The following is a 23,246-nucleotide window of genomic DNA, read 5'->3' as shown; positions in this document are numbered from 1 at the left end:
TGAAGAAAAGCAACACTTGAACAAGAGCAGTTGATTTATAAATAGGTAATAAGCATAACATGATGCTGACCGAGGATATTAACAACAAAACAATTCAGCAATAAAATAATATAAACAACAAATAAAATGTTAGGATTTTTAGCCAAGATATTTGGAACCAAATCAGAAAGAGATATTAAGGCGTTACAACCTATTGTAGCGCAGATAAACGAAGAATATAACAAGCTCTCATCTTTAAGTAATGATGAATTGCGTGCAAAAACAACCGAATTTAAAGCAACTATAGCCTCAGGATTGGCTGATATTGATGCAAAAATTGCGGACTTGAAAGCTCAGGCAGAGAACAGTGGACTTTCTTTACAGGAAAAAACGAATATCTATGAAGAAGTAGATGCTTTAGGTAAAGAAAGGGATACTGAACTTGAAAAAATATTAAAAGAAATATTACCTGCTGCATTTGCTGTAGTAAAAGAAACTTCGCGCAGATTAACAGAAAATGAAGTTCTTGAAGTTACTGCAACTCAGTTTGACAGAGATCTGGCTGCCCGTAAGAATAATGTTAAAATTGTGGGCGATAAAGCGCTATGGGCAAACCGTTGGGATGCTGCCGGAAACGAAGTGGTTTGGAACATGGTTCATTACGATGTGCAGTTAATTGGTGGTATGGTATTGCACAGTGGCAAAATAGCCGAAATGGCTACCGGTGAAGGTAAAACTCTGGTAAGTACCTTACCGGCATATCTAAACGCACTGGCCGGACAAGGTGTGCATATCGTTACCGTGAACGATTACTTAGCCCGTCGTGACTCTGAGTGGAATGCACCTCTTTTTGAGTTTCATGGCTTAAGTGTAGATTGTATTGATAAACACCAACCCAACTCTGAAGAACGTAGAAAAGCTTATCTGGCTGATATTACTTACGGAACCAATAACGAATTTGGTTTTGACTACCTGCGTGACAATATGGCGCAAGGCCCAGACCAATTGGTACAGCGTAAACTGCATTTCGCTATGGTAGATGAGGTCGATTCGGTATTAATTGACGATGCCCGTACACCTTTGATCATTTCAGGTCCGGTGCCTTTTGGCGATCAGCACGAGTTTTATGAGTTAAAACCACGTATTGAACGTTTGGTGAATGCACAAAAAGCTTATGTTACTCAGGCTTTAAACCAAGCAAAGACCTTAATTAACAGCGGAAATACTGGTACAGAAGAAGGAGAAGGTGGTTTAGCTTTGTTACGTGCGCACAGAGGCTTGCCAAAAAATAAAGCATTGATCAAGTTCTTAAGCGAAGGTAATGTAAGACAAACTCTGTTAAAGACAGAAAACCACTATATGGCAGATCAATCTAAGAACATGCCTAAGGTTGATGCTGAATTGTTTTTCTATATAGATGAAAAAAATAATCAGGTTGAACTTACTGAGAAAGGTATTGAGCTCATTACACAGCAGGGAGAAGATCCAAGCTTTTTCGTTTTACCGGATGTAGGTACAGAAATTGCCGAAATCGAGAAATCGAGTGCAAGCAATGAAGAAAAAATTGCAAGAAAAGATGCTTTAATGCGCGATTATGGTATTAAAGCAGAACGTATCCACTCTATCAATCAGCTTTTAAAAGCTTATACCTTATTTGAGAAAGACGTGGAGTATATCATTGATGAAGATAAAATCAAGATTGTTGATGAGCAGACTGGTCGTATCATGGAGGGCCGTCGCTATTCTGATGGTTTACACCAGGCTATTGAAGCTAAGGAAAATGTAAAGGTTGAAGATGCATCACAAACCTATGCTACCATTACTTTACAAAACTATTTCCGTATGTACCACAAACTTTGCGGTATGACGGGTACGGCAACTACAGAAGCAGGTGAATTTTGGTCTATCTACAAATTAGATGTGGTAGAAATTCCAACAAACAGAGCTTTGTTAAGAAAAGATCAGCAGGATTATGTGTACCGTACCGTACGTGAGAAATACAATGCCGTTGCTGATGAAATCGTAAAGTTAACAGAAGCAGGTCGTCCGGTATTGGTAGGTACTACATCGGTTGAGATATCTGAATTGTTAAGCCGTATGTTAAAACTGAGAGGGATTAAGCACAATGTATTAAACGCGAAATTACACCAGAAAGAGGCTGATATCGTTGCAGAAGCAGGTCAGGCAGGTACGGTAACCATTGCTACCAATATGGCTGGTCGTGGTACAGATATTAAGTTAGGCCCAGGTGTAAAAGAAGCCGGAGGTTTAGCCATTATAGGTACAGAACGTCATGAGTCGCGTCGTGTAGACAGACAGTTGCGTGGCCGTTCAGGACGTCAGGGAGATCCGGGTACATCTCAATTCTTTGTTTCGTTAGAAGATAACCTGATGCGTTTATTCGGTTCAGAGCGTATCTCTAACATTATGGTTAAAATGGGTATCGAAGAAGGCGAAGTAATTCAGCACTCTATGATTACCAACTCTATTGAAAGAGCGCAGAAAAAAGTAGAAGAGAACAACTTTGGTGTACGTAAACGTTTGTTAGAGTACGATGATGTAATGAACTCGCAACGTACCGTAATCTATGCTAAACGCCGTAACGCTTTATTTGGCGATCGTTTAGATGTAGATATGAACAACATGATCTTTGATGTGGTTGAAGATATCGTAACCGAGTATAAAGAAAGCGTGAATTACGAAGGATTTAAACTCGAAGTCATCAAGAATTTCTCGGTTGATACTACAATCAGTGAACAAGATTTTAACTCAGGAAAGATCCACGACCTTACCGATCGTTTGTTTGATGAGGTAATGCAGTTCTATATCCGTAAATCTGATGCAGTAATTAATCAGGCCATGCCGGTACTGAGCCAGGTATTTGCCGAAAGAGGAGAGATGATAGAGCAGGTAATTGTTCCTTTTACAGACGGAATGCGTCATGTACAGGTTCCGGTTAACCTTAAAAAAGCAATTGAAAATAAGGGTAAAGAGGTTACCAAGTCTTTTGAGAAAACTATTATCCTTGCTTTGATAGACGATAGCTGGAAAGAGCATTTACGTGAAATGGACGAGCTGAAACAATCGGTACAAAATGCCGTTTATGAGCAGAAAGATCCATTGATTATTTACAAAATGGAAGCATTTAATTTATTTAAAGGCATGTTGAGTACCGTAAATAAAGAAGTAGTGAGCTTCTTGTTTAAAGGAGGCATTCCTGTACAGGCTGAGTCGGAGAACTTAAGCGAGGCAAGAGCGCCGCAACCGCAGCCTAAATTAAATGCAACCAAACAGGAATACGGAGATAACTCAGGTTTGGATTTAGTGGGCGATACCCGCGAGCCTCAGCCGATGCAGCCTATCAGAAAAGAAGTAACGATTGGCCGTAACGAGCCTTGTCCTTGTGGAAGTGGCAAGAAATATAAAAACTGCCATGGGGCAAATGTATAAAAGCTCCCCTAAATATAAAAAAACCTCAAGCGCACTGCTTGAGGTTTTTTTATTGCTTTTAACTTGAGTTCTAATTATTATTCAATTCATATAAAACAGCACGGTATATGATTTGTAGTGTTGGTTCCGATCATGACGAGTTACAAGGCCATAACTATAATAAAAACTACTTGTGAAATAAATTTAGGGAGTGCTGTCATCCTAACTAGGGAGTAGCTATGGAGTAACGAGCTTAAGCGAGCTCACCGAAGGTAATTTAGTTCAGCATCAGTTGAAAGGTTAATTTATCAACAGATTATAATTGAACTCTCCTATTAACAAAAAACCCAATTGTATGGTAGATAGACAATCCTCTATTTGTCGGAATTTCCTGTTGAGATTGTCTTATAGACCTCTTGGGGATAATATAGAAACGAGATAGGCCGTAAGATTAGGTAAAAAAAAGGTTTGTGTATGTAAGCCACAAACCTTATAAGTTTTTAAAAGAAAATTTTTTTAAAAAGCGGAAGATATAAGAAACCAATCAGTGCCATTGTACAAGAATGTTATAGCAAGAGAGCCTAGGTTACCAAAGTTTGCTTGAGCATTGCTTCTACTACCGCTGCTATAGAAATATTTTCCTCCGAAGTCAATTTTACGGTTTGCAGTAGAAGCATCAGAATACAAGTAAACTATTTGCCCTGTTGCAGGAGCAGTAGGCAAAGTAACCGTACAATCTGCATTAATAAATACAAATTGAGTTTCATTGGTAAGTGTAGTATTGCCACTTACTGTTATCGTTTTTAAAGCACTGCCACTAGGTGTAGCCCAGGTTCCATCGCCTCTTAAATAGGTCGTACTGCCGGCCGTTCCACTCGTAGTATTAATTTTTGCAATACCTACAGCTCCATTGGCAATCTTAGAGGAGGTAATAGCATTATTAGCGATAGTTAAGGTTCCATTACTGGCTAAAGTAGCATCACCACTAACTGTAACCGGGCTAGTTGGAGCCCAAGGGCTAGTACTACCCGTGATATAAACTTGATTAGCAGCACTTCCATTGGCAAAACCTTGTCCGGTGGCCCCTGTAGCCCCTGTAGCCCCTGTAGCCCCTGTAGCACCCGTAGCCCCGGTATTTCCTGGAGGCCCTTGAATGCCCTGAGGCCCTTTAATATTTCCTGTTACAGACCATGCTCCGACTGTTTTTTTATACACATCTCCGTTTGAAGTGTTAATATAGCTGTCGTTATCTGCCCCGTTGCCGGCCAAAGGAGGAACATTACCTTGCAATATGCTATAGCCGTTTATTCCGGCCGAACCTGTAGCTCCGGTAGCACCCGTTGCACCTGTAGCACCCGTAGCCCCGGTATTTCCAGGAGGCCCTTGAATGCCCTGGGGCCCTTTAATATTTCCTGTTACAGACCATGCTCCGCCTGTTTTTTTATATACATCTCCGTTTGAAGTGTTAATATAGCTGTCGTTATCTGCCCCGTTGCCGGCCAAAGGAGGAATATTACCTTGCAATATGCTGTAGCCGTTAGTACCGGCAACTCCTTGTACACCTTGTGCTCCGGTATCACCTTTGGCACCAAGTAAAACCCAATTTACACTAGATGGTGTGCCTTGGTTAAAATAAAATCCGCTTGTGCCATCGGTTTGGTAAACCAATAGACCGGTTGCGGGAGATGCTATCATATTGCGTTGTGCTGTGGTCATTCGGGGTATCAGCATACCTTTGTCAGTACTTTTTACATCCAGCATTGCACTGGCATTAGCGGTAGAGCCATCGGTATTGATACCTACATTCTGTGCTTTCAACGAAAATGAAATGCAGGTTAAAACAGCTAATTGTAAAATTCTAAGCTTCATTCGAACTTAATTTTTGATGAATTTTATTGATTTATTAAAGGTTATATTAGATATTTTTAAATAATAAACGCCGGCCGGCAGTAATGAAACATCCAATGGTAGTTCGTTCAATCCTGATATGATCGGGAATACTTTACTAAACTCTGTTTTACCAGAATTGGAAATCACAGATAAAGTTACAGGTTGGTTATTGTAAGCATAATAACTGGCTTTGATCAGTTTTGCTGTTGGATTTGGATAAATGGAAACGGTCTGATCTTTAGTTAAACTGAACGGAACAGCTAAAATACCAGAAGTTGTTTCATCTCCGTTTTTATCAATGCCTCTTATGCGATAATAGTTTGCGCCAAGAACAGGGCTCTTATCTTCAATTAAATAAGCATTATTTGCAGAAACACTGCTTTTAGAAGCCATACGTGCAATTTCTTTAAAACTGGATCTGTCTATGGTTTTCTCTATGATAAAATAATCTACATTGATCTCATTAAGCGTAGACCACTTAACAACAATCTTACTATTGTTGGCAATACCACTTAAATTAATAGCAGATATAGGTAGCGTAGTAAAATCATTGGCGGCAGAAAACTGACCCATTGTATTTACATTTGAAGCTTCTATATAACTTTGGGCTGTATTGATGGTGGCGCTGGTTAAATTACTCCAGGTTGTACCATTGTTATCTGAATATAAAAGCTTGAGCTGACTTTCCTGCAATCCGTTCAGTTCCATATCTAGATAATTAAACCTGATAGTAGCATTGAGGTTGGTATTAAGCGTAGGCTCAATCTCAAAAAATCTTTTTATGGTTTGGTGGGTACCATCGCTCAGCGCATAATTACCTCTTCTGATCGTAGTATTACCCCAGTTACTTGAGCTGGTAAGCACTACCCCTATATTACCTGGATTTACACTTTGTGGGGCATTTAAATTTGCAGTGGCGATAATATAGCCCGAATTTCCTGTTACGTATGAAGCCGCATTTTCGTTTAATAACTGTCCTGTAGTACCCAGATTTAAGTTATAGCCATTCAGATCTAAAATGCCACTACTTAGATTAACAGAGCCTGTTAGCGAAAGCTGATTGCCCAGCATCAGTTTTTTGCCTAAACTTTTAGCTAAAGTAAATTTGTTCAATGTTGAAGATCCAGCAATAGTATTGTCAGAATTACCGATGAAAATCAGGTTTCCGTTATTTACCAGATTACTACTTCCATAATTCAAAGACAAATCGTTTAAGACAACATTAGCTCCGGTATTAATTACAAAATTTGTTCCGCCAGAAATGGAAACCTGTGCACTTGCGGTAGCCACAGGCCAACAAAAGAGCAAGAGTGCGAGACGCTGAAAGTTCATTTTTAGATTTTGGTAAAATAAAGTTATAACTTTTGTATTTATTTAAAACAAAAAAGTGATAATTATTTTGCGTAATAAAACTGAAAATAATTCAGCCGTTTTAATGTAATTAACGGAGGTTGTGTGAGAAGCGCATTAATTAATTTGTTTAGCCCATCTATTATGCCGAATTTTGTAAAAAAATTAATGCCTTTTACATAAGTACAAAGCAATCTTAAAATCAGATGAATAAGCTTTTAACCATACTTCTTGTTTTTGTAAGCTATCAGGTTTCTGCCCAAAGCAAAGGAGAAGTTATTGTAGTGAAAGATCCTTTGATAGACAGCCTGATTGCCAAACGCATTGAACTGAACAAAGCCAGGCCAACAACCGCTAATCCAGCAAGTCCTACCATTGTTTCATCCATGGGTTATAGGGTGCAGATTTTTTACGGATCAGACCGGAGACAGGCTTTTGGAGAACAGGCAAAATTTAAAACCGAATATCCCAAACTAAATACCTATATTACTTACAAAGAGCCTAATTATTTTTTACGGGTGGGCGATTTCAGGACACGTCTTGAAGCCCAGCAGTTTCTTAACGAGCTCAAAAGCATTTATCCAACCCTTTTTATTTTCAGGGAAAAAATAAATGCCCCTGCGTTAGATGGCAGCGATAATTAATTATGAAAGAAAAAGTACAGCAATTAGCCCATACCATTTTTGAAGAAGTGGTTGCTTACAGGCATCATTTACACGCAAATCCGGAACTTTCTTTTCAGGAGTTTGAAACTTCTCAATTTGTGAAGGAAAAACTTACAGCTTGGGGTATTCCGTTTACAGAAATGGCTAAAACAGGAGTTGTAGGCTTGATCAAAGGTACTAAGCCTTCAGACCAGGTAATTGCTTTACGTGCAGATATGGATGCGCTACCTATTCATGAAACCAATGATAAACCCTATAAATCAAAAGTAGATGGCGTAATGCATGCCTGCGGGCACGATGTGCATACTTCTTCCTTATTAGGTACAGCTTATATCCTGAACCAGTTAAAAGAAGAGTTTGGCGGTACGGTTAAACTGATTTTCCAACCTGCCGAAGAATTGCTCCCGGGCGGAGCCAGTATCATGATTAAAGAAGGTGTGCTTGAAAATCCTAAACCACAGGGTATAATGGGGCAACATGTAATGCCTTTTATCGAAACAGGTAAGGTGGGTTTCAGATCGGGTATTTACATGGCATCAACCGATGAACTGTATGTAACGGTTACCGGCAAAGGCGGGCATGGTGCGCAACCGCATTTAAATATCGACCCGGTTTTGATCACTTCTCATCTTATCGTAGCCTTGCAACAAATAGTAAGCCGTCGTTCAGATCCGCGTTTGCCATCTGTTTTATCTTTTGGAAAAATAACAGCTAATGGGGCTACAAATATCATCCCTAATGAGGTAAAATTAGAAGGTACTTTTAGAACGCTGAATGAGGAATGGCGCAAAGAAGCTCATCAGATCATGAAAAAAATGGCTGAAGGGATCGCCGAAAGCATGGGCGCACATTGCGATTTCGATATCCACAAAGGATACCCTTTTTTGATCAATGAAGAAAAACTGACCAATAATGCAAAAGTGTTTGCACAGGATTATTTGGGGAAAGACAACGTAGTTGACTTGGATATCTGGATGGCAGCCGAAGATTTTGCTTTTTACTCGCAGGAAACCAATGCCTGCTTTTACAGGCTTGGCACTGGTAACGCGCAAAAGAATACATTAAACTCAGTACATACGCCAAACTTTGACATTGATGAAGACGCCTTTAAAATATCAACTGGGCTAATGGCTTATATGGCATTAAAACAAATGGGTAATTAAAGGCACCATATTTGTATAAAGTAAGCATATGAAAAAAATAACCGTTTTTATATTTGTTCTGTTCTTTCACTTACAATACGCCTCTGCTCAGCAGATACCCCGTTTTAATCCAGATACGATAAAAACCATTACGCTCGATTCAGTTGTGAACATCAAGGCAAAGCGTTTGAATATAGAAACGTTTATAGATGCCATTATTAATGATACCAGCTTTTATCAGGCTTTCCGCAATATGAAAAAATACACTTTTATTGCCGAAAATAGGATTTATACTTACGATAAAAAGAATAAGGTAGATGGTCGCATTTACCGTAAAATCAGGCATAACAATGACGGGCCTTATAAAATGGAATACCTGGCTAAAGAAGACTGGGGAAACCTTTATAAGAAAAATGGCAAATACCAGTTATATACAGTAGAAATGTTCGATTACATTTTTATGAATGCCTATAACACCGATTTTGTGCCCAATGCGCCAAAAAGCAATGGTAAAGGTGGCAGTAATGAAAGCTATAAAGACAAACTAAAAACCCTGATCTTTAATCCGGGTCGACCTATAAAGGGCGTACCTTTTATAGGTAGCAAAACACAGATTTTTACGGCAAATATGCGGCAGTATTATGATTATACATTCTATAGCGGTACTTATTTAGATTCTATTCCCGTATATCGTTTTAAAGTAGCCGTTAAACCCGATCTGAACAATTGGACCAAAGACGGGTTAATGATCAAAGAACTGGTTACCATTTTTGACAAGCGTAACTTTGAAATACTGGGCCGTTATGTAGATATGAAATACAGCAATATGCTTTTTAACTTTGATGTGCAGATGAACATAGAAATGAGTTATTTCGGAGAAGAAAAACTGCCCACCAAAATAACTTATCAAGGTAACTGGGATTATCCTTTCAAAAAAGAAGAACGGGCGAGTTTCCTGATTGTACATAAAGACTACAAACTCGCTAAATCTAAATAGAAGATACTGAACTAAATTACCTTTGGTGAGCTCGATTTGCTTCGCAGCTACTACTTGGAGCATGACGTTAATGCGCCGCTGTGCGCTAATGCTGTCATCATCCTGAACTCGTTTCGAGCTCTTTCCCCACTTGCTTGTTCCATTTCTTTGAACTTTCTACATCGGTCTTCGGACTTTTTTGCCACCTAACTTAAAATAACATTAAATAAGGCTTTTCCCATTTCTTTTGTAATTTAGTTTTCAGATCTTAATTAAGACCATGTTGTTAGCAGGATAAACCTGAGAGAAAACGCATGCCTTATCATTAATAAAAGATCCTGTAAATAATGAAAACTATAAAATCACTTTTAACAGTCGCATTGGGTCTGGCTTTTGCCTTTAATTCTTATGCACAGGTGTTGAGCAGCAAACAGATAGACAGTGTAGTAGAAAAAACACTTACTACATTTGATGTTCCCGGTATTTCTGTGGCCGTACTTAAAGATGGTAAACTCATCCATGCCAAAGGTTATGGCGTACGTTCAATTAAAACGAATCTTAAAACGGATGAAAATACACTTTTCGGTGTTGCATCAAATACAAAAGCCATGACGGCGGCACTTTTAGGTATGCTGGTTGATGAAAAGAAAATTACTTGGGATACCAAGGTTACCGATGTGATACCTGAATTTAAGATGCATGATCCGTATGTAACCGCAGAGTTTACCATAAGAGATTTGCTTACACACAGAAGCGGCCTAGGCTTAGGAGCAGGCGATTTAATGATCTGGCCTGATTCTTCAACCGTAACCAAAAGTCAGCTTATTCATAACTTACGTTATTTGAAACCAGTTTCATCTTTCAGAACCAAGTACGATTATGATAATTTATTGTATATCGTAGCAGGTGAGGTTGTTGCAAGGGTATCGGGTATGAGCTATGATGAATTTCTTGAAAATAGAATATTTAAGCCTTTGAATATGAGTAAAACCGCGGCTTCATGGTACAGGTTAAAAGATAAATCTAATGTAATAGACGGGCATGCACCTTATGAAGGAAAATTGTTGGCTGTAGGTTTAAGTTTTGGTGAAATTGCCAATGCGGCAGGAGGGGTTTATTCTAACGTGGTTGATATGAGCAAATGGGTAAATTGCATGATCAATGGCGGAAAATATGGAGATAATTTAGAGAAAACTTTATTTAGCCCTGCTGTTGCACGCGAACTCTGGACCCCACAAACCCTTATAGCCGGAGGTAATCCGGCTGCTTTTAGCAGCTATGGTTTAGGCTGGTTCTTAAGTTCATATAATGGCAAGTTTCAGGCAACGCATACCGGCGGATTATCAGGCATTGTAACACAGGTAACGATTATCCCTGAGCTAAAATTAGGAATCATTGTACTGACCAACCAGCAATCTGGCGCAGCGTTTAACGCCATTACCAGTTCAATACGCGATGGCTATTTGGGTATTAAGGGTATGGATCGTATTAAGGCGTATAATGATAACCGTTTAAAAAACGAGAAAGAAGCTAAAGAAATTACAGATAAAGTTTGGGCAGATATTGCCGCAACCCAGAAAAGTGGGACCAAAACAGATTTTAGCGGCTATCTGGGAACTTATACAGATACCTGGTTTGGAGATGTGATGATCACCAACCTTAATGGCAAGATGCATTTTCAGGCCAAAAATTCACCTAAGTTAAGAGGAGATATGACTTATTATAAAGGCAATACTTTTATCGTTAAATGGTATGACAGAAGTCTGGATGCGGATGCTTACGTGAATTTTACGCTCAACAACGAAGGTAAGGCAAACGGCTTTAAAATAGCGGCTATCTCACCTCTAACCGATTTTAGTTTTGATTTCCAAGATCTGGATTTCCAATTAAAGAAATAATATGAGATAGGGGAGAAACTGCTCAAAATTCTCATAGGTGTCACCCTGAACTTGTTTCAGGGTCTTTTTTAACAGACGCTGTCTGTAATGAAGCGGAAAACTACGTAGTAAACGAGTGGAATCGAGCTCGCTGCAGATGAAATAAATTCAGCACGACGTATATTTCAGATAGAATTTTAGCAGTTTCGACCTTTATTTGATTATATAAGGACTAAGCTTATTTTCTGTATTGGCAAAAGTAAGCGCTTCTTTTTTAGCATCAGCCTTAAAAACCGCAGGATGAAATACATTATGTAAGGCAACACCTAAACCTACCACAGCTATGGTTCCACCAACCCCTATTAATGCTGCTTTACCACCATCATCTGTTGTTTGTGCCAAAGCTACGGTACCTACGGCTAAAGCGCCCGTTATTAAGCCATAACCTAAATCGTTATGACGTTTTAATACTTTAATCATTGTCAGATCTTTAAACAAGGCGTGTTTAACCATACCTTGTCTATCTGTAATAAAAAGGGCTGTATCGTTAATATTAGAAAGTTTGCCTTTTATGATCTCATGATTGTTCAGATAAGCTTTAGTAATGAAAACAACTTTTTTCTGAGCAAGAACCGGTAATGAAAAATATAAGACAAATACCAACGCAAAAAACGATTTAAATGGCAGTTTCATTGATGAAGTTTAAATTGTAGTTAAAGATAAAAATATTATTACCAATCTTAATAAAAAACCAAGTTCATTATCTTGGTTAAAATTTGATCGTTAAACTCCTAAAATGCGTATAATCTTTTTTGGCGATTCTATTACTCAGCAGGGTGTAAGTAAAACAGGATATATTAGCCTGCTTAAAAACAAATTGGCTACCCATACGTTTGAATTGATAGGAGCGGGCATAAATGGCAATAAAGTTTATGATCTGTTTCTGCGCCTCGAAGCAGACGTTATTTCCAAAAAACCTGATCTCGTCTTCATTTATATTGGTGTTAATGATGTTTGGCATAAACAAAGTTCAGGCACAGGTACCGACTATTATAAGTTCATTAAATTTTATCAGGCCATTATTGATAAAATAAAACAGGCAGAAAGCGAAATAATTTTATGTACACCCTCGGTTATCGGCGAAAATCTGAAAGAAGCACAGGAGGTAAATGAGGAACTGGATCAATATGCGGATGCCATACGTGACCTGGCAAAACGAAATCAGCTTCATCTGTGTGATTTAAGAAGAGCTTTTCTGAAATTTGAACAAGAACACAATCCCGAATTAATAAATGCGGGTGTACTAACAACCGATGGCGTGCACCTGAATACCGAGGGCAATACTTTGGTAGCAGAAATGATTTTACCTTTTATTCTCAATCCTTATAAAAAGGAGTAGCATTCCTGCCAGCTTCTTTTATTTTCTACATATCTTTGTAATCCAAATGATCAATCGCGAAACCATAGATAAGATAATGGAAACCGCCCGAATAGAAGAGGTGGTTGGCGATTTCGTGCATTTAAAAAAACGAGGTACCAGTTTAATTGGTAACTGTCCGTTTCATGGCGAAAAAACACCTTCATTTCACGTTTCTGTAAGCAAAGGCATTTATAAATGTTTTGGCTGTGGTAAAGGAGGAGATTCGGTACGTTTCATAATGGACCATGAAAAGTATTCATATCCTGAGGCACTGAAATACCTGGCCAATAAGTACAATATAGAAGTAGAAGAAACGGTAGAAACCAAAGAAAACATAGAGGCGCAAAACGCAAGAGAAAGCCTGTATGTGGTATCACAGTTCGCCGCAAATTATTTTGAAAAACAACTCTGGGAAAGCGAAGATGGAAGAGCCATTGGCTTAAGCTATTTTAAAGAAAGAGGTTTTAGAGAAGATATTATCCGAAAGTTCAACCTGGGCTACTCGCCAGATGTATGGGATGCACTTACACAGGAAGCCATTAACCAGCAACATGCCGAAACCTTTCTTGAAAAAACAGGATTGTCCATAAGAAATGATAAAGGCAAATTATACGACAGGTTTAGAGGACGGGTAATGTTTCCTATTCATAATTTTACGGGCAGGATCATTGGTTTTGGTGGGCGTACCTTAAAAACAGATAAGAATGTTCCTAAATATGTAAACTCGCCTGAAAGTGATATCTACCATAAATCTAATGTGCTTTATGGTTTATACCATGCAAAAAAAGCAACCAGAGATTTAGATAACTGTTACCTGGTAGAAGGTTATGCCGATGTGCTTTCGGTTCATCAGGCGGGTGTAGAAAATGTGGTGGCTTCATCCGGAACATCTCTTACCATAGAACAGATTAAATTAATAAGCCGTTTTACGCAGAATATCACCATTCTATATGACGGAGATGCTGCGGGAGTAAAAGCATCTTTGCGTGGTCTGGATATGATCCTGGAAGAAGGACTAAATGTAAAAGTGGTTTCTTTTCCCGATGGGCACGACCCCGATTCATACATGCATCATGTGGGTGCTTCTGAGTTTAAGCACTATATAGAAAACAACCGTCAGGATTTTATTCTATACAAGGCTAATATCTTATTGGCCGAAGCAGGGAACGACCCGATAAAACGTGCAGAAATTATCAGGGATATTGTAGAAAGCATTGCAAAAATACCCGATAACATCAAAGCTTCGGTTTTTATACGTGAGTGCAGTCACTTATTGGCTATAGAAGAACGCATTTTATTGAGCGAACTCAATACCATTAAAGCGACTAAGCAAAAAAAGGCGTATGCGCCTAAAGCTCCTGCTCATCCAGACCTGCCACCTGATGATCTGTTTGCAGATGATGAAATTAAAGAAACTGCACAGGTTGCATCAGATGTTATACAAGAACAGGAAATTGTACGGTTGTTACTGGCTTACGGACATGAGCTGGTAAGCTGGGACGGCATAGACAACATGTACGTGGGTTCTTTTATTATTCAGAACCTGAGCGATGTAAATTTTGAAGACGCCACCTGCAATAAGATCATCACGCATTACAAAACAGAAATAGAGAGTGGAAGCTTGCCTACTGCAAATCAGTTTCTGAAAACCAGTGATCGTGAAATTGCCGATTTGGCCATTACTTTATCTACTTCTCCTTACACGTTGAGCGATAATTGGTACAACCGTCATCAAATTTTGGTGCGCAGTGAAAGCGATCACTTAAAAAGTACGGTTTTGGGAGGATTATATCATCTTAAAAAACGAAAAGTAGATAAAATGCTAATGGATCTGCTAAAGGAGATCAAAGAAGAAAAAGATCCGGCAAATCAGGAAATCCTGATGACAAGGTATGCTTATATTAAGAATGTAGAGCGAGACATCTCGCGTTTTTTAGGCTCTGTAATTGTAAAATAACATGGCTGTTCATAATCATACAGGTAAACAGGGTGAGCAACTTGCTGCAGAACTTTTACTACAAAAGGGTTATGAAATATTAGATACCAACTGGAGTTTTGAGAAAGCAGAAATAGATATTATTGCCTATCTTAACAAAACTATTGTTTTTGCAGAAGTTAAAACCCGTACCAATCTTGATTTTGGTATGCCCGAAGATTTTGTAACAAAAGCTAAAGAAAGGCTATTAGAAAATGCAGCTCAGGCTTACCTCGAAATTATGGGACATAATGGTGAAATCCGGTTCGATATCATTTCGGTGGTATTTGATCATTCGGGTAAAGCAAGCTTAAATCATATTGAAGATGCATTTTGGCCGTACTAATTTAATCAGTTCATGCTTGGGTTTATTCCTGGTTTGTGCCTGTAATGCAGGTACTTCAAAATACATAGGTTTTAGCTCACCTTATCAGGGCCAAAACATTAAATCAGGCACAGATATTAAAGTAAAACTAGATCTGCCCAAAAATTTAACAGCAGATACCATAAGCTATTTTGTGGATGGAAATTTATATCATGAAACCCTATCGGGGTCTGATACGTTAACTATAAAAACCCATCAGATGAAATTAGGTTTCAGATTAATCAATGCCATTGTTAAAACAAAAAACACGAGGGATACCATTGCAACCAATGTAGTGATTACTTCTGCTATGCAACCTAAAAAACTGGATTATAAAGTTCTGAATAAATTTCCGCATAATACTGATGATTATACACAGGGGCTAAGCTTTGATAATGGTTATCTGATAGAGAGTACGGGCAGAAAAGGATTTTCCAAACTTAAATATGTAAACATACAAACCGGAAAAGCGATTAAAGAAGCCAGTCTTGATACCAGCTATTTTGGGGAAGGTTCTGTTAAAGTAGGGAATGAAATTATTGTGCTTACATGGCAGGAAAATGTGGGATTGATTTATGATGCTGAAAGTTTAAAACAAAAAGGTACATTTCCTTATCAGGCAAGTAAAGAAGGTTGGGGGCTTACTTTTGATGGTAAAGACCTGCTTAAAAGCGATGGTTCTAATAAAATATGGCGATTAAATGTACAAAATTATAAAGAACAGGGTTATATAGAAGTTTATGACAATGCAGGGCCTGTAAATGAGCTTAACGAGTTGGAATATATCAACGGTAAAATTTATGCCAATGTTTATACCAGTACTAAAATCATAGTAATTGACCCCTTAACAGGAATTGTAGAAGCATATCTGGACTTAAAAGATCTTGTGCCTAAAAACTACTTTAAAACAGAAGATGACAGGAACAACAATGTACTTAATGGTATCGCTTATGATCCAGCTACCCAGACATTGTATGTAACTGGAAAGAAATGGCCCTCATTATATCAGATAAAAATAATGAATTAAAGTCTTTAATCTTTACCTGTGTTTTCTCTTATATAGCCGTTATAGATGATATTTTGCTTGTTATTACTGCTTAAAGATAAAGAAGCATAACCGGTTTTACCAATGTTTAAGCTCATGCGGTAATTCTCATTTACATCATTAACGTTTATCTCGATGTCCCATGAGCCCTTTTTGTTCTTTTTGCTTTTATATTTAAAGTCTTTTGATTTAAACTTTACGCCACCTTCATTTTGCCCCATTGGAGCGTTATAAGAGCGACCATAATAAGGCAGGTATGCAATTATACTATCTGGAGCAATTTTAAGAGTATAACCCTGTCCGTTTAGATTAATGGAACCAGTTGCCATCCCGTTACCTATTCTGCTCATAATACGATTCAGTTCTGTTGAGTTAGAAGGGGTAGCATTGTCTGCCACAAAAATAAAATTCTTAGATTCAGCTAATTTGGCAATCATAGCCTCGTCCGGCTTTTGGGCAAAGGATTTAGCAGTAGTAAAAATGCTTATCAAGATAATAAATAAAAACTTGAGCGGTTTCATGATAAATCTTTTAACTATAATACGTTCAAACTAAGGATTTTGTTTCATTAAGATGCTGTTTTAGTGTAAAATCCATAATCTGCTCAGCTCATTATGCTTTTCGCCAGGCCTTGTACTGGTTAATAAGGCCATTGGTAGAACTGTCATGTGATTTTACTTCCTTATTACCCAATAGCTCAGGTTGTATTTTCTGCGCCAGTTGCTTGCCTAATTCCACACCCCATTGGTCAAAACTAAAAATGTTCCAAATAATGCCCTGTACAAATATTTTGTGTTCGTATAAAGCAATCAGGCTTCCTAAGCTATAAGGCGTAATTCTCTTTAATAAGATAGAGTTGGTCGGTCGGTTTCCTTCAAAAACTTTAAAAGGAACCAAATGCTCTATTTCTTCGTCTGTATGTCCGGTTTTTTTAAGTTCCTTGCGTACTTCTTTCTCACTTTTGCCATTCATTAAGGCCTCTGTCTGTGCAAAAAAGTTAGATAGTAAAATGCGATGATGATCGCCCACAGGATTTAAGGTCTGTGCTGGAGCAATAAAATCGGCAGGAATGATACGGGTACCTTGATGTATAAGCTGGTAAAAAGCATGTTGCCCATTGGTGCCAGGTTCTCCCCAAATTACCGGGCCGGTTTCATAATGAACAAGCCCGCCATTACGGTCAACATGTTTACCGTTACTTTCCATATCTCCCTGTTGAAAATAGGCAGCAAAACGATGCAGATATTGATCGTAAGGTAATATGGCATGCGTTTCGGCATTAAAGAAATTGATATACCAAATGCCGCAAAGAGCCATCAAAACAGGAATATTTTCTTCAAAAGCTGTTGCTTTAAAATGTTGATCTGTGGCGTGGGCACCTGCCAGTAACTGTTTAAAATGATCAAAGCCAATGCTTAAGGCAATAGATAAACCTATGGCACTCCATAAAGAATAACGTCCACCAACCCAATCCCAGAATTCAAACATGTTTTCAATATCGATACCAAAAGTAGAAACAGCTTCTTCATTGGTACTTAATGCTGCAAAATGTTTAGCAATATCGGTTTCTTTTGCTCCGTTTTCTAGGAACCAACTGCGTGCACTATGGGCATTGGTCATGGTTTCCTGGGTGGTAAACGTTTTACTGGCTACAAGAAATAAAGTTGTTTCAGGGTCTAAACCTTTTAGGGTTTCAACCAATTGGGTGCCATCTACATTAGAAATAAAATGTACGTTTAAGTGATTTTTATAATGTTTCAAAGCCTCTGTAACCATTACAGGCCCTAGGTCAGATCCACCTATGCCAATGTTTACTATATCGGTAATTGCTTTACCGGTGTAACCTTTCCAGGTTCCTGAAATGATTGAATGGCAAAACTTTTCCATTTTTGCCAGTACCGCATTTACTTCAGGCATTACATCTTTACCATCAACATATATTGGGGTATTGGACACATTTCTTAAAGCAATATGCAATACAGATCTGTTTTCTGTTTCGTTAATTTTTTCTCCTTTATACATGGCTTTTATCGCCGCATCTAATTTGCACTCACGAGCAAGTTGTACAAGCAAAGCTATAGTCTCAGCATTGATCAGATTTTTAGAATAATCAAATAAAATATCTTCAAATGTGATTGAAAATTTACTGAATCTATCTGGGTCATTCTCAAAAAGACTTTTGATGGTATGGTGATGCGTTAAGGTCAGAAAATGACTGGTCAGATACTTATAAGCCTGGGTTTTGGTAAAATTAACTTTAGGTAGCATAAGACTTTGGTTTGCTTTAAACAAAAATACAATTTACCATCTTACAAACAATTATAAAGCACTATTGGTTTATTATTTGGTATAATTAAAATAAGGGTTTAATTTTTTAAATTAATTAAAAGTATGTTTGAAAATCTGGAACAATTGGTTAGAGATAATGCTCAGGAACTGGTAGTTAACAATAGTGCTGTACCTGATGAAAAAAATGAAGCAGTAATTAAAGCGGCTTCGGGTTCAATTATCGATAGTTTGAAAGATCAGTTAAGCGGAGGTAATATTTCAGAAATGATACAGTCGTTTAGTCAGGGAGGAGCAAGTTCAGTAGTACAGAATGCTACGTCAAATTTTACAGATAAATTAGGCGCATTGGGTATTAATAGTGATACGGCAAAGAATATAGGCGCTTCTTTAATTCCTATGATCGTATCTAAATTTTTTGGTGGTGCTGCCGGTTCAAATGGCGGAGGCTTTAATTTTCAGGATATATTGGGCAAAGTAGCCGGAGGGGCAGACGGAAAGTTTGATATGAATGATGTATTGGGAATGTTTGGTAAGAAAGACGATAATTCTGGTGAACAGCAGAGCGGTGGTTTGATGGACAAGCTGAAAGATATTTTTTAAAAAAGAAAGACTGCCTTTAGAACGGTAACCAATAATAATTACCATTCAGGCAGTCTTCTTCTCTATTAACACATTAACTAAAACCTATACGAAAGCGCTGCAGCATAGTTTCTTGGATCGATCTGATTGATGTATCCACCCCTGAAATAAGAATTAAGCCCTACCTCATCGGTTAAATTGTTTAAGAACAGCTTAATATCAAAACGCTTCATTTTATACCCTAATTGAGCATTTAAAGTAGAATACGCAGGCATATCAAAAGGCGCTGTACCGCCGTAATTACCATGTCCGTCTGGTGTTAAACTATATTCGTTTACCGGGCGTTTGCCCACATAATAAAAACCAGCACTTAAGCTTAGGTTTTTTAAACTACCTTCATTGAATACATATTGTACCCATGCATTTCCGGTATGGTTTGGAGCATTCATTGGAGCTGATCCATTTACATAAGAAGGTGAATTTTTATAACGGGCATCTAAATAAGCATAACCCAACATTACCGTTAAATTTTCTAATACACGTCCATTCAGTTCTGCTTCTATGCCGTCGCGTACAAGATCGCCCGCTTTGAAATAATAGCCGGTAGTTTGGTTGGTTCCCGGTACGTATTCTGTATTAGATAAGTTTGAGGTATAAATATGGAAATAGGTAAGGTTAAATCTTAGGCGGTTATTGAGCCAGTCTGATTTAATCCCACCTTCAAACTGTTGTGTAGCAGAAGGACCGATTTTTTCGCCATTGCTCATTAAATTGGCTTCAGAACGTAAACTGGTAGAGTTGGTATAAGAAGCAAAAACATTAAAGTTTTCTTTAGGGGTTATGATTACACCTGCGCTGGGGTTCCATGCAGAACCTGTTTTCTGTCCGTTTGAAGTATAATCAGGTGTAATGATCTGTGAATATCTTAAGCCTATAACCGCTTTCAGGTATTTGTTGAATTCTATAACATCCTGAAACATGGCCCCAAAAGTATTGTAATTGGCTACTATCGGATTTTGAGCTACAAAACCTATGCTTTTACCCGTTCCTACTCTATCTGATTTATCTTTATATATTACAGACTTAAGATCATTGGTATAATTTCCAAATACATTGATCGTATCTATAACAGTAGTATTGGCTAGCGTTACACCAGTTGCAAGAGCTTTTAAAGTACCTGTATAACTGGTAGTATTGGCATCTGCTATACGGTAATCTATACCCGTTTGTAAAGTGTGCTTAATTTCTCCGGTATATAATTGCTGTCCGATTAGGTCTAACTGTAAAGTAGTGTTTTTATCTTTTCTGGCACTTCTCGACATGGATCTCGAAAACATATCATAATCCGTGTATTTGCTCACAAGAGAAACAGAGGTAGAAAGATTATCTACCATGTAGTTAGAAGTTGCAAAGGCGGCACGCAATTTAAAATTCTTATCTAACTGATGGTCTACCCTCGCCATAAAGCTACTCATTTTGGTGTTGGTATTATCAGAATTGAAACCTAAGAATTTATCATTAGGTAATACATAAAGTGCGTTAACACCTTGAGATGGATTAAGATTAACAGCCGAAGTAACCGGTGTACGGTCTTCATTAAAATAATCACCCTCAATAGTGATTAGTGTCTTTTCAGAAGCTCTCCAAGCTAATGAAGGGTTAAAATATACCCGGTTGCTGCTTAAACCTTTACGGTAACTATCTGAACGCTCATAAGCCCCATTTAAACGGATAGCTACGCTATTATCGGTATTTAGGTTAGATTGTACGTCAAAAGTAGGACGGAATTGTCCCCAGCTCCCGGCCCGTATACCTACCTGACCTGCATTGATAAAATCAGGGGTTTTGGTAACCACATTAATTACACCGCCGGCATTACCTAAATCTGTGATCACACCCTGTGTAATAGCGGCAGAACCTTTGATCATCTGTATAGATTCAACCCCTTGCATATCTACCACGCCCGAAGCGGTTTGAAATTGCGAATCCATACGTACCCCATTTTTAAGCACAGGAACACCACGAAAACCACGTGTTGACATTGATTCTTTTACACCACCATAGCTACCAAAAAGTGTAACGCCCGGAATATTGCGTACCGCATCTGTAAGGGTTAATGCACCCTGCTCTTCAATTACCTTATTAGAGATTACAGAAATACTCTGTATCTGATCTGAAGGTTTTAAAGGTAAGCGTGTAATCGATTCTAAACCTTTGGGCTGGGCATTTCTTTTGCCAAAAACTTCTACCGAGTTGAGGTCAGATTCTTTAGAGCGAAGGTTTACAAGCACCTTTCTGGTATTGGCGTTAACATTCACTATAACCTGTTCGGTAATAAAGCCAATGCTTGATACAATTAGGGTTTGGCGCCCATAGTTTACTCCATTTAAGCTAAACTCACCCTGGGCATTGGTTGAAGTAGCCATATTAAGATGCGCTAAATTAACTGTTGCACCTGCTACAGGTTTTCCATCAAGATCCTTAACTAAACCTTCGATATTGGATTGCTGTTGCGCAGATGCAGTTAGAGCGCACATTACAGAAAATATAAACAGTAACTTTTTAAACATGATGTTATTTTTGTTTAGATTAAATAAAAATAAGACTAGATTTGCGACAAAAGTATAACGTTTACATGGAGCACCGATAACGTATGCAGACGAAAAAATTACGTAATCGGTCTTTTTTGCTAAAAGAGATAGGAATGCATATAGATCTGGTTAAAAACAAAACAAAACAGAAGAGGGCTTACAGTACAGATTTATGGGTCAATTATGAAGTATTGCATGCAAATTACCGGATTGATGATACTATTGATGTAACTGAAGAAGAATGCTGCTTTATCATTAATCTAGCTGTAGGCCGTGTTTCCCTGTTGTTTAATGATACAGAAAGGCAAGAAAGATTAAGTTTTCTGGAAGCTTATTGTGTAGGAAAACCTTCTGAAATACAAATCAAAACATCTTATGATCATGTAGCTGTACTTGTGATTAAGCTGAACAGAGAAATTTTTAAGGTAAGTCAAGGCTTAGAACGTCAGTTTTCTTTTAATGGTTTAATAAAACAACTTTCAAAACAAACTAAGTTCATCCTCACAGATTTTATAAACTATTACCAGAGCAATGTCTGTTTTAAAGAAAAGCTCCTGTATTTAAAGAGCGAGGAATTTGTTTATCATCTTTTTAACGAAATTCAGTTTAAACTAAATGATCAAGAGCCAAAACAAAGCGGTATAGCAGAAAAAATGGAAGAAGTAAGGTTATTGCTGGAAAATAACCTGGCCCATCCTTTTACCCTAAAAGAGCTGGCGCAATGTGTAAACAGTAATCCAACTTATTTAAAAGTTTATTTTAAGCAGATTTACGGCACGTCAGTAATCAGTTATTTTTTTAAACTGAGAATGAATAAGGCTAAGGAAATGTTGCACAATTCTGATTGCAGCTTGGCAGAAATAGCTAATCAAGTAGGCTTTAAATATGCCACGCATTTCTCAACAGCTTATAAATCTTATTATGGTATTAATCCACATAAAGTACGCAGAAGTTTAACTGTATTCTAAAACATGTTATTTTTATTTAGAATAATTAAAAATAATAAATATATATTTGCTGCCACTAAAAGATACAACCATGAAGAAAATATTATTTACATTATTGGTCGGAACTGTGTTAATGGTTTCGTGTAAAGAAAAGAAACAGGGCAAAGGTCTTGACTACAACAAGATTAAAAGTGAACTCACTTTAACGGCTGAACAATCAAAACAATTTGATGAAATTGCTGAAAAGTATAAAAAATTATCGGCAGAGGCCAGAACCGCAAGCGGAGGAGAAGGCGCTCAGTTTGACAGGATAGGATTTTTAACCAAGCTCGAAGCATTGCGCAAACAGCAAAGCAAAGAAATGTCGGCTTTCTTAAGTCACGAAGATCTAATCAAATTCAATACCTACGTAGATAAAAATTCACGAAAAAGACCTCGTTATACAGATGAACTATTAGCACAATTGAAAACCGAACTGGCTTTAAATGACCAACAGTATCAAACTTTGGAAGCTGTAAACAATGCTTTTGAAAAATCTTTCTCAGATGCGCATGATGTTTATCATGGCAACAATGGATTGGCAAGAGAATACTGGTTTAAATATGACGATCAGCGTAAAGAAGCACTAAAAAAAGTTTTTAATGATGAACAGTTTGCCAAATACCAGGAAATTGTAAAAGCGGTGGAACCGCCGTTTGAGGATAAAAAATAAAATTAATCAGTGCCCA

At 37.9% G+C, this 23,246-nt stretch carries 18 protein-coding genes; 12 read left to right on the top strand and 6 right to left on the bottom strand.

Features of this window, described 5'->3' with window-relative positions; translation table 11 throughout:
- Positions 1-126 precede the first annotated feature (126 nt).
- Positions 127-3,429, top strand: a complete 3,303-nt coding sequence (secA, locus tag ACLHG9_RS03910) for a preprotein translocase subunit SecA (RefSeq protein ID WP_410220216.1) — start codon at positions 127-129, stop codon at positions 3,427-3,429.
- 495 nt (positions 3,430-3,924) lie between these two features.
- Here secA and ACLHG9_RS03905 read toward each other — a convergent pair whose 3' ends face one another.
- On the bottom strand, positions 3,925-5,277 hold the full coding sequence (locus ACLHG9_RS03905) for a hypothetical protein (RefSeq protein WP_410220215.1): 1,353 nt from the start codon (positions 5,275-5,277) through the stop codon (positions 3,925-3,927).
- Between the two features lie 6 nt (positions 5,278-5,283).
- Positions 5,284-6,630 carry a T9SS type A sorting domain-containing protein gene (locus tag ACLHG9_RS03900; RefSeq protein ID WP_410220214.1) on the bottom strand — a complete coding sequence of 449 codons (1,347 nt, stop codon included), beginning with the start codon at positions 6,628-6,630 and terminating at the stop codon, positions 5,284-5,286.
- Between the two features lie 224 nt (positions 6,631-6,854).
- On the opposite strand from ACLHG9_RS03900, the gene ACLHG9_RS03895 reads away from it, so the two are divergent.
- The 4 genes from ACLHG9_RS03895 (at position 6,855) to ACLHG9_RS03880 (ending at position 11,329) form a co-directional block, all read left to right on the top strand.
- Positions 6,855-7,292: an SPOR domain-containing protein gene (locus ACLHG9_RS03895; RefSeq protein WP_410220213.1), complete on the top strand. Its 438-nt coding sequence runs from the start codon at positions 6,855-6,857 to the stop codon at positions 7,290-7,292.
- A complete protein-coding gene (locus ACLHG9_RS03890; protein ID WP_410220400.1) occupies positions 7,292-8,476 on the top strand; it encodes a M20 family metallopeptidase in 1,185 nt (394 codons plus the stop codon). Before ACLHG9_RS03895 ends, ACLHG9_RS03890 begins: the two co-directional genes overlap by 1 nt.
- Positions 8,477-8,504: 28 nt before the next feature.
- Positions 8,505-9,452 (top strand): hypothetical protein, encoded by a 948-nt coding sequence (locus tag ACLHG9_RS03885; protein WP_410220212.1) that lies wholly within the window; start codon positions 8,505-8,507, stop codon positions 9,450-9,452.
- 326 nt (positions 9,453-9,778) lie between these two features.
- Positions 9,779-11,329 carry a serine hydrolase gene (locus ACLHG9_RS03880; protein ID WP_410220211.1) on the top strand — a complete coding sequence of 517 codons (1,551 nt, stop codon included), beginning with the start codon at positions 9,779-9,781 and terminating at the stop codon, positions 11,327-11,329.
- Positions 11,330-11,521: 192 nt separating this feature from the next.
- Here ACLHG9_RS03880 and ACLHG9_RS03875 read toward each other — a convergent pair whose 3' ends face one another.
- Positions 11,522-12,001 (bottom strand): hypothetical protein, encoded by a 480-nt coding sequence (locus ACLHG9_RS03875; RefSeq protein WP_410220210.1) that lies wholly within the window; start codon positions 11,999-12,001, stop codon positions 11,522-11,524.
- A gap of 103 nt (positions 12,002-12,104) precedes the next feature.
- On the opposite strand from ACLHG9_RS03875, the gene ACLHG9_RS03870 reads away from it, so the two are divergent.
- Genes ACLHG9_RS03870 through ACLHG9_RS03855 form a run of 4 tightly spaced genes read left to right on the top strand, consistent with a single transcriptional unit; the run spans position 12,105 to position 16,094 of the window.
- Positions 12,105-12,707 (top strand): SGNH/GDSL hydrolase family protein, encoded by a 603-nt coding sequence (locus ACLHG9_RS03870; protein ID WP_410220209.1) that lies wholly within the window; start codon positions 12,105-12,107, stop codon positions 12,705-12,707.
- A gap of 46 nt (positions 12,708-12,753) precedes the next feature.
- A complete protein-coding gene (gene dnaG, locus ACLHG9_RS03865) occupies positions 12,754-14,685 on the top strand; it encodes a DNA primase (RefSeq protein WP_410220208.1) in 1,932 nt (643 codons plus the stop codon).
- 1 nt (position 14,686) lies between these two features.
- On the top strand, positions 14,687-15,049 hold the full coding sequence (locus tag ACLHG9_RS03860; protein WP_410220207.1) for a YraN family protein: 363 nt from the start codon (positions 14,687-14,689) through the stop codon (positions 15,047-15,049).
- Positions 15,030-16,094: a glutaminyl-peptide cyclotransferase gene (locus ACLHG9_RS03855; protein ID WP_410220206.1), complete on the top strand. Its 1,065-nt coding sequence runs from the start codon at positions 15,030-15,032 to the stop codon at positions 16,092-16,094. Before ACLHG9_RS03860 ends, ACLHG9_RS03855 begins: the two co-directional genes overlap by 20 nt.
- A gap of 5 nt (positions 16,095-16,099) precedes the next feature.
- Here ACLHG9_RS03855 and ACLHG9_RS03850 read toward each other — a convergent pair whose 3' ends face one another.
- Entirely contained in the window at positions 16,100-16,633 is a 534-nt protein-coding gene (locus ACLHG9_RS03850) for a DUF4251 domain-containing protein (protein WP_410220205.1), read from the bottom strand.
- A 91-nt stretch (positions 16,634-16,724) separates the two neighbouring features.
- Entirely contained in the window at positions 16,725-18,380 is a 1,656-nt protein-coding gene (gene pgi / locus ACLHG9_RS03845) for a glucose-6-phosphate isomerase (protein ID WP_410220204.1), read from the bottom strand.
- 123 nt (positions 18,381-18,503) lie between these two features.
- Between pgi and ACLHG9_RS03840 the strand changes: the two genes are divergently transcribed.
- A complete protein-coding gene (locus ACLHG9_RS03840; protein ID WP_410220203.1) occupies positions 18,504-19,001 on the top strand; it encodes a hypothetical protein in 498 nt (165 codons plus the stop codon).
- A 77-nt stretch (positions 19,002-19,078) separates the two neighbouring features.
- Here ACLHG9_RS03840 and ACLHG9_RS03835 read toward each other — a convergent pair whose 3' ends face one another.
- Positions 19,079-21,550, bottom strand: coding sequence for a TonB-dependent siderophore receptor (locus tag ACLHG9_RS03835; protein WP_410220202.1), 2,472 nt, complete (start codon positions 21,548-21,550; stop codon positions 19,079-19,081).
- An 83-nt stretch (positions 21,551-21,633) separates the two neighbouring features.
- On the opposite strand from ACLHG9_RS03835, the gene ACLHG9_RS03830 reads away from it, so the two are divergent.
- Together ACLHG9_RS03830 and ACLHG9_RS03825 are read left to right on the top strand one after the other, a co-directional pair.
- On the top strand, positions 21,634-22,539 hold the full coding sequence (locus ACLHG9_RS03830; protein WP_410220201.1) for a helix-turn-helix domain-containing protein: 906 nt from the start codon (positions 21,634-21,636) through the stop codon (positions 22,537-22,539).
- 70 nt (positions 22,540-22,609) lie between these two features.
- Complete coding sequence (locus ACLHG9_RS03825) at positions 22,610-23,230, top strand: hypothetical protein (RefSeq protein ID WP_410220200.1); 621 nt, start codon at positions 22,610-22,612, stop codon at positions 23,228-23,230.
- Positions 23,231-23,246 lie beyond the last annotated feature (16 nt).

Origin of the sequence: Pedobacter sp., assembly GCF_046462515.1 — a bacterium.
Classification (GTDB): Bacteria; Bacteroidota; Bacteroidia; order Sphingobacteriales; family Sphingobacteriaceae; genus Pedobacter.
The sequence above is the reverse complement of the archived record's forward strand: the minus strand, read 5'-3'. Positions and strand labels throughout refer to the sequence as shown.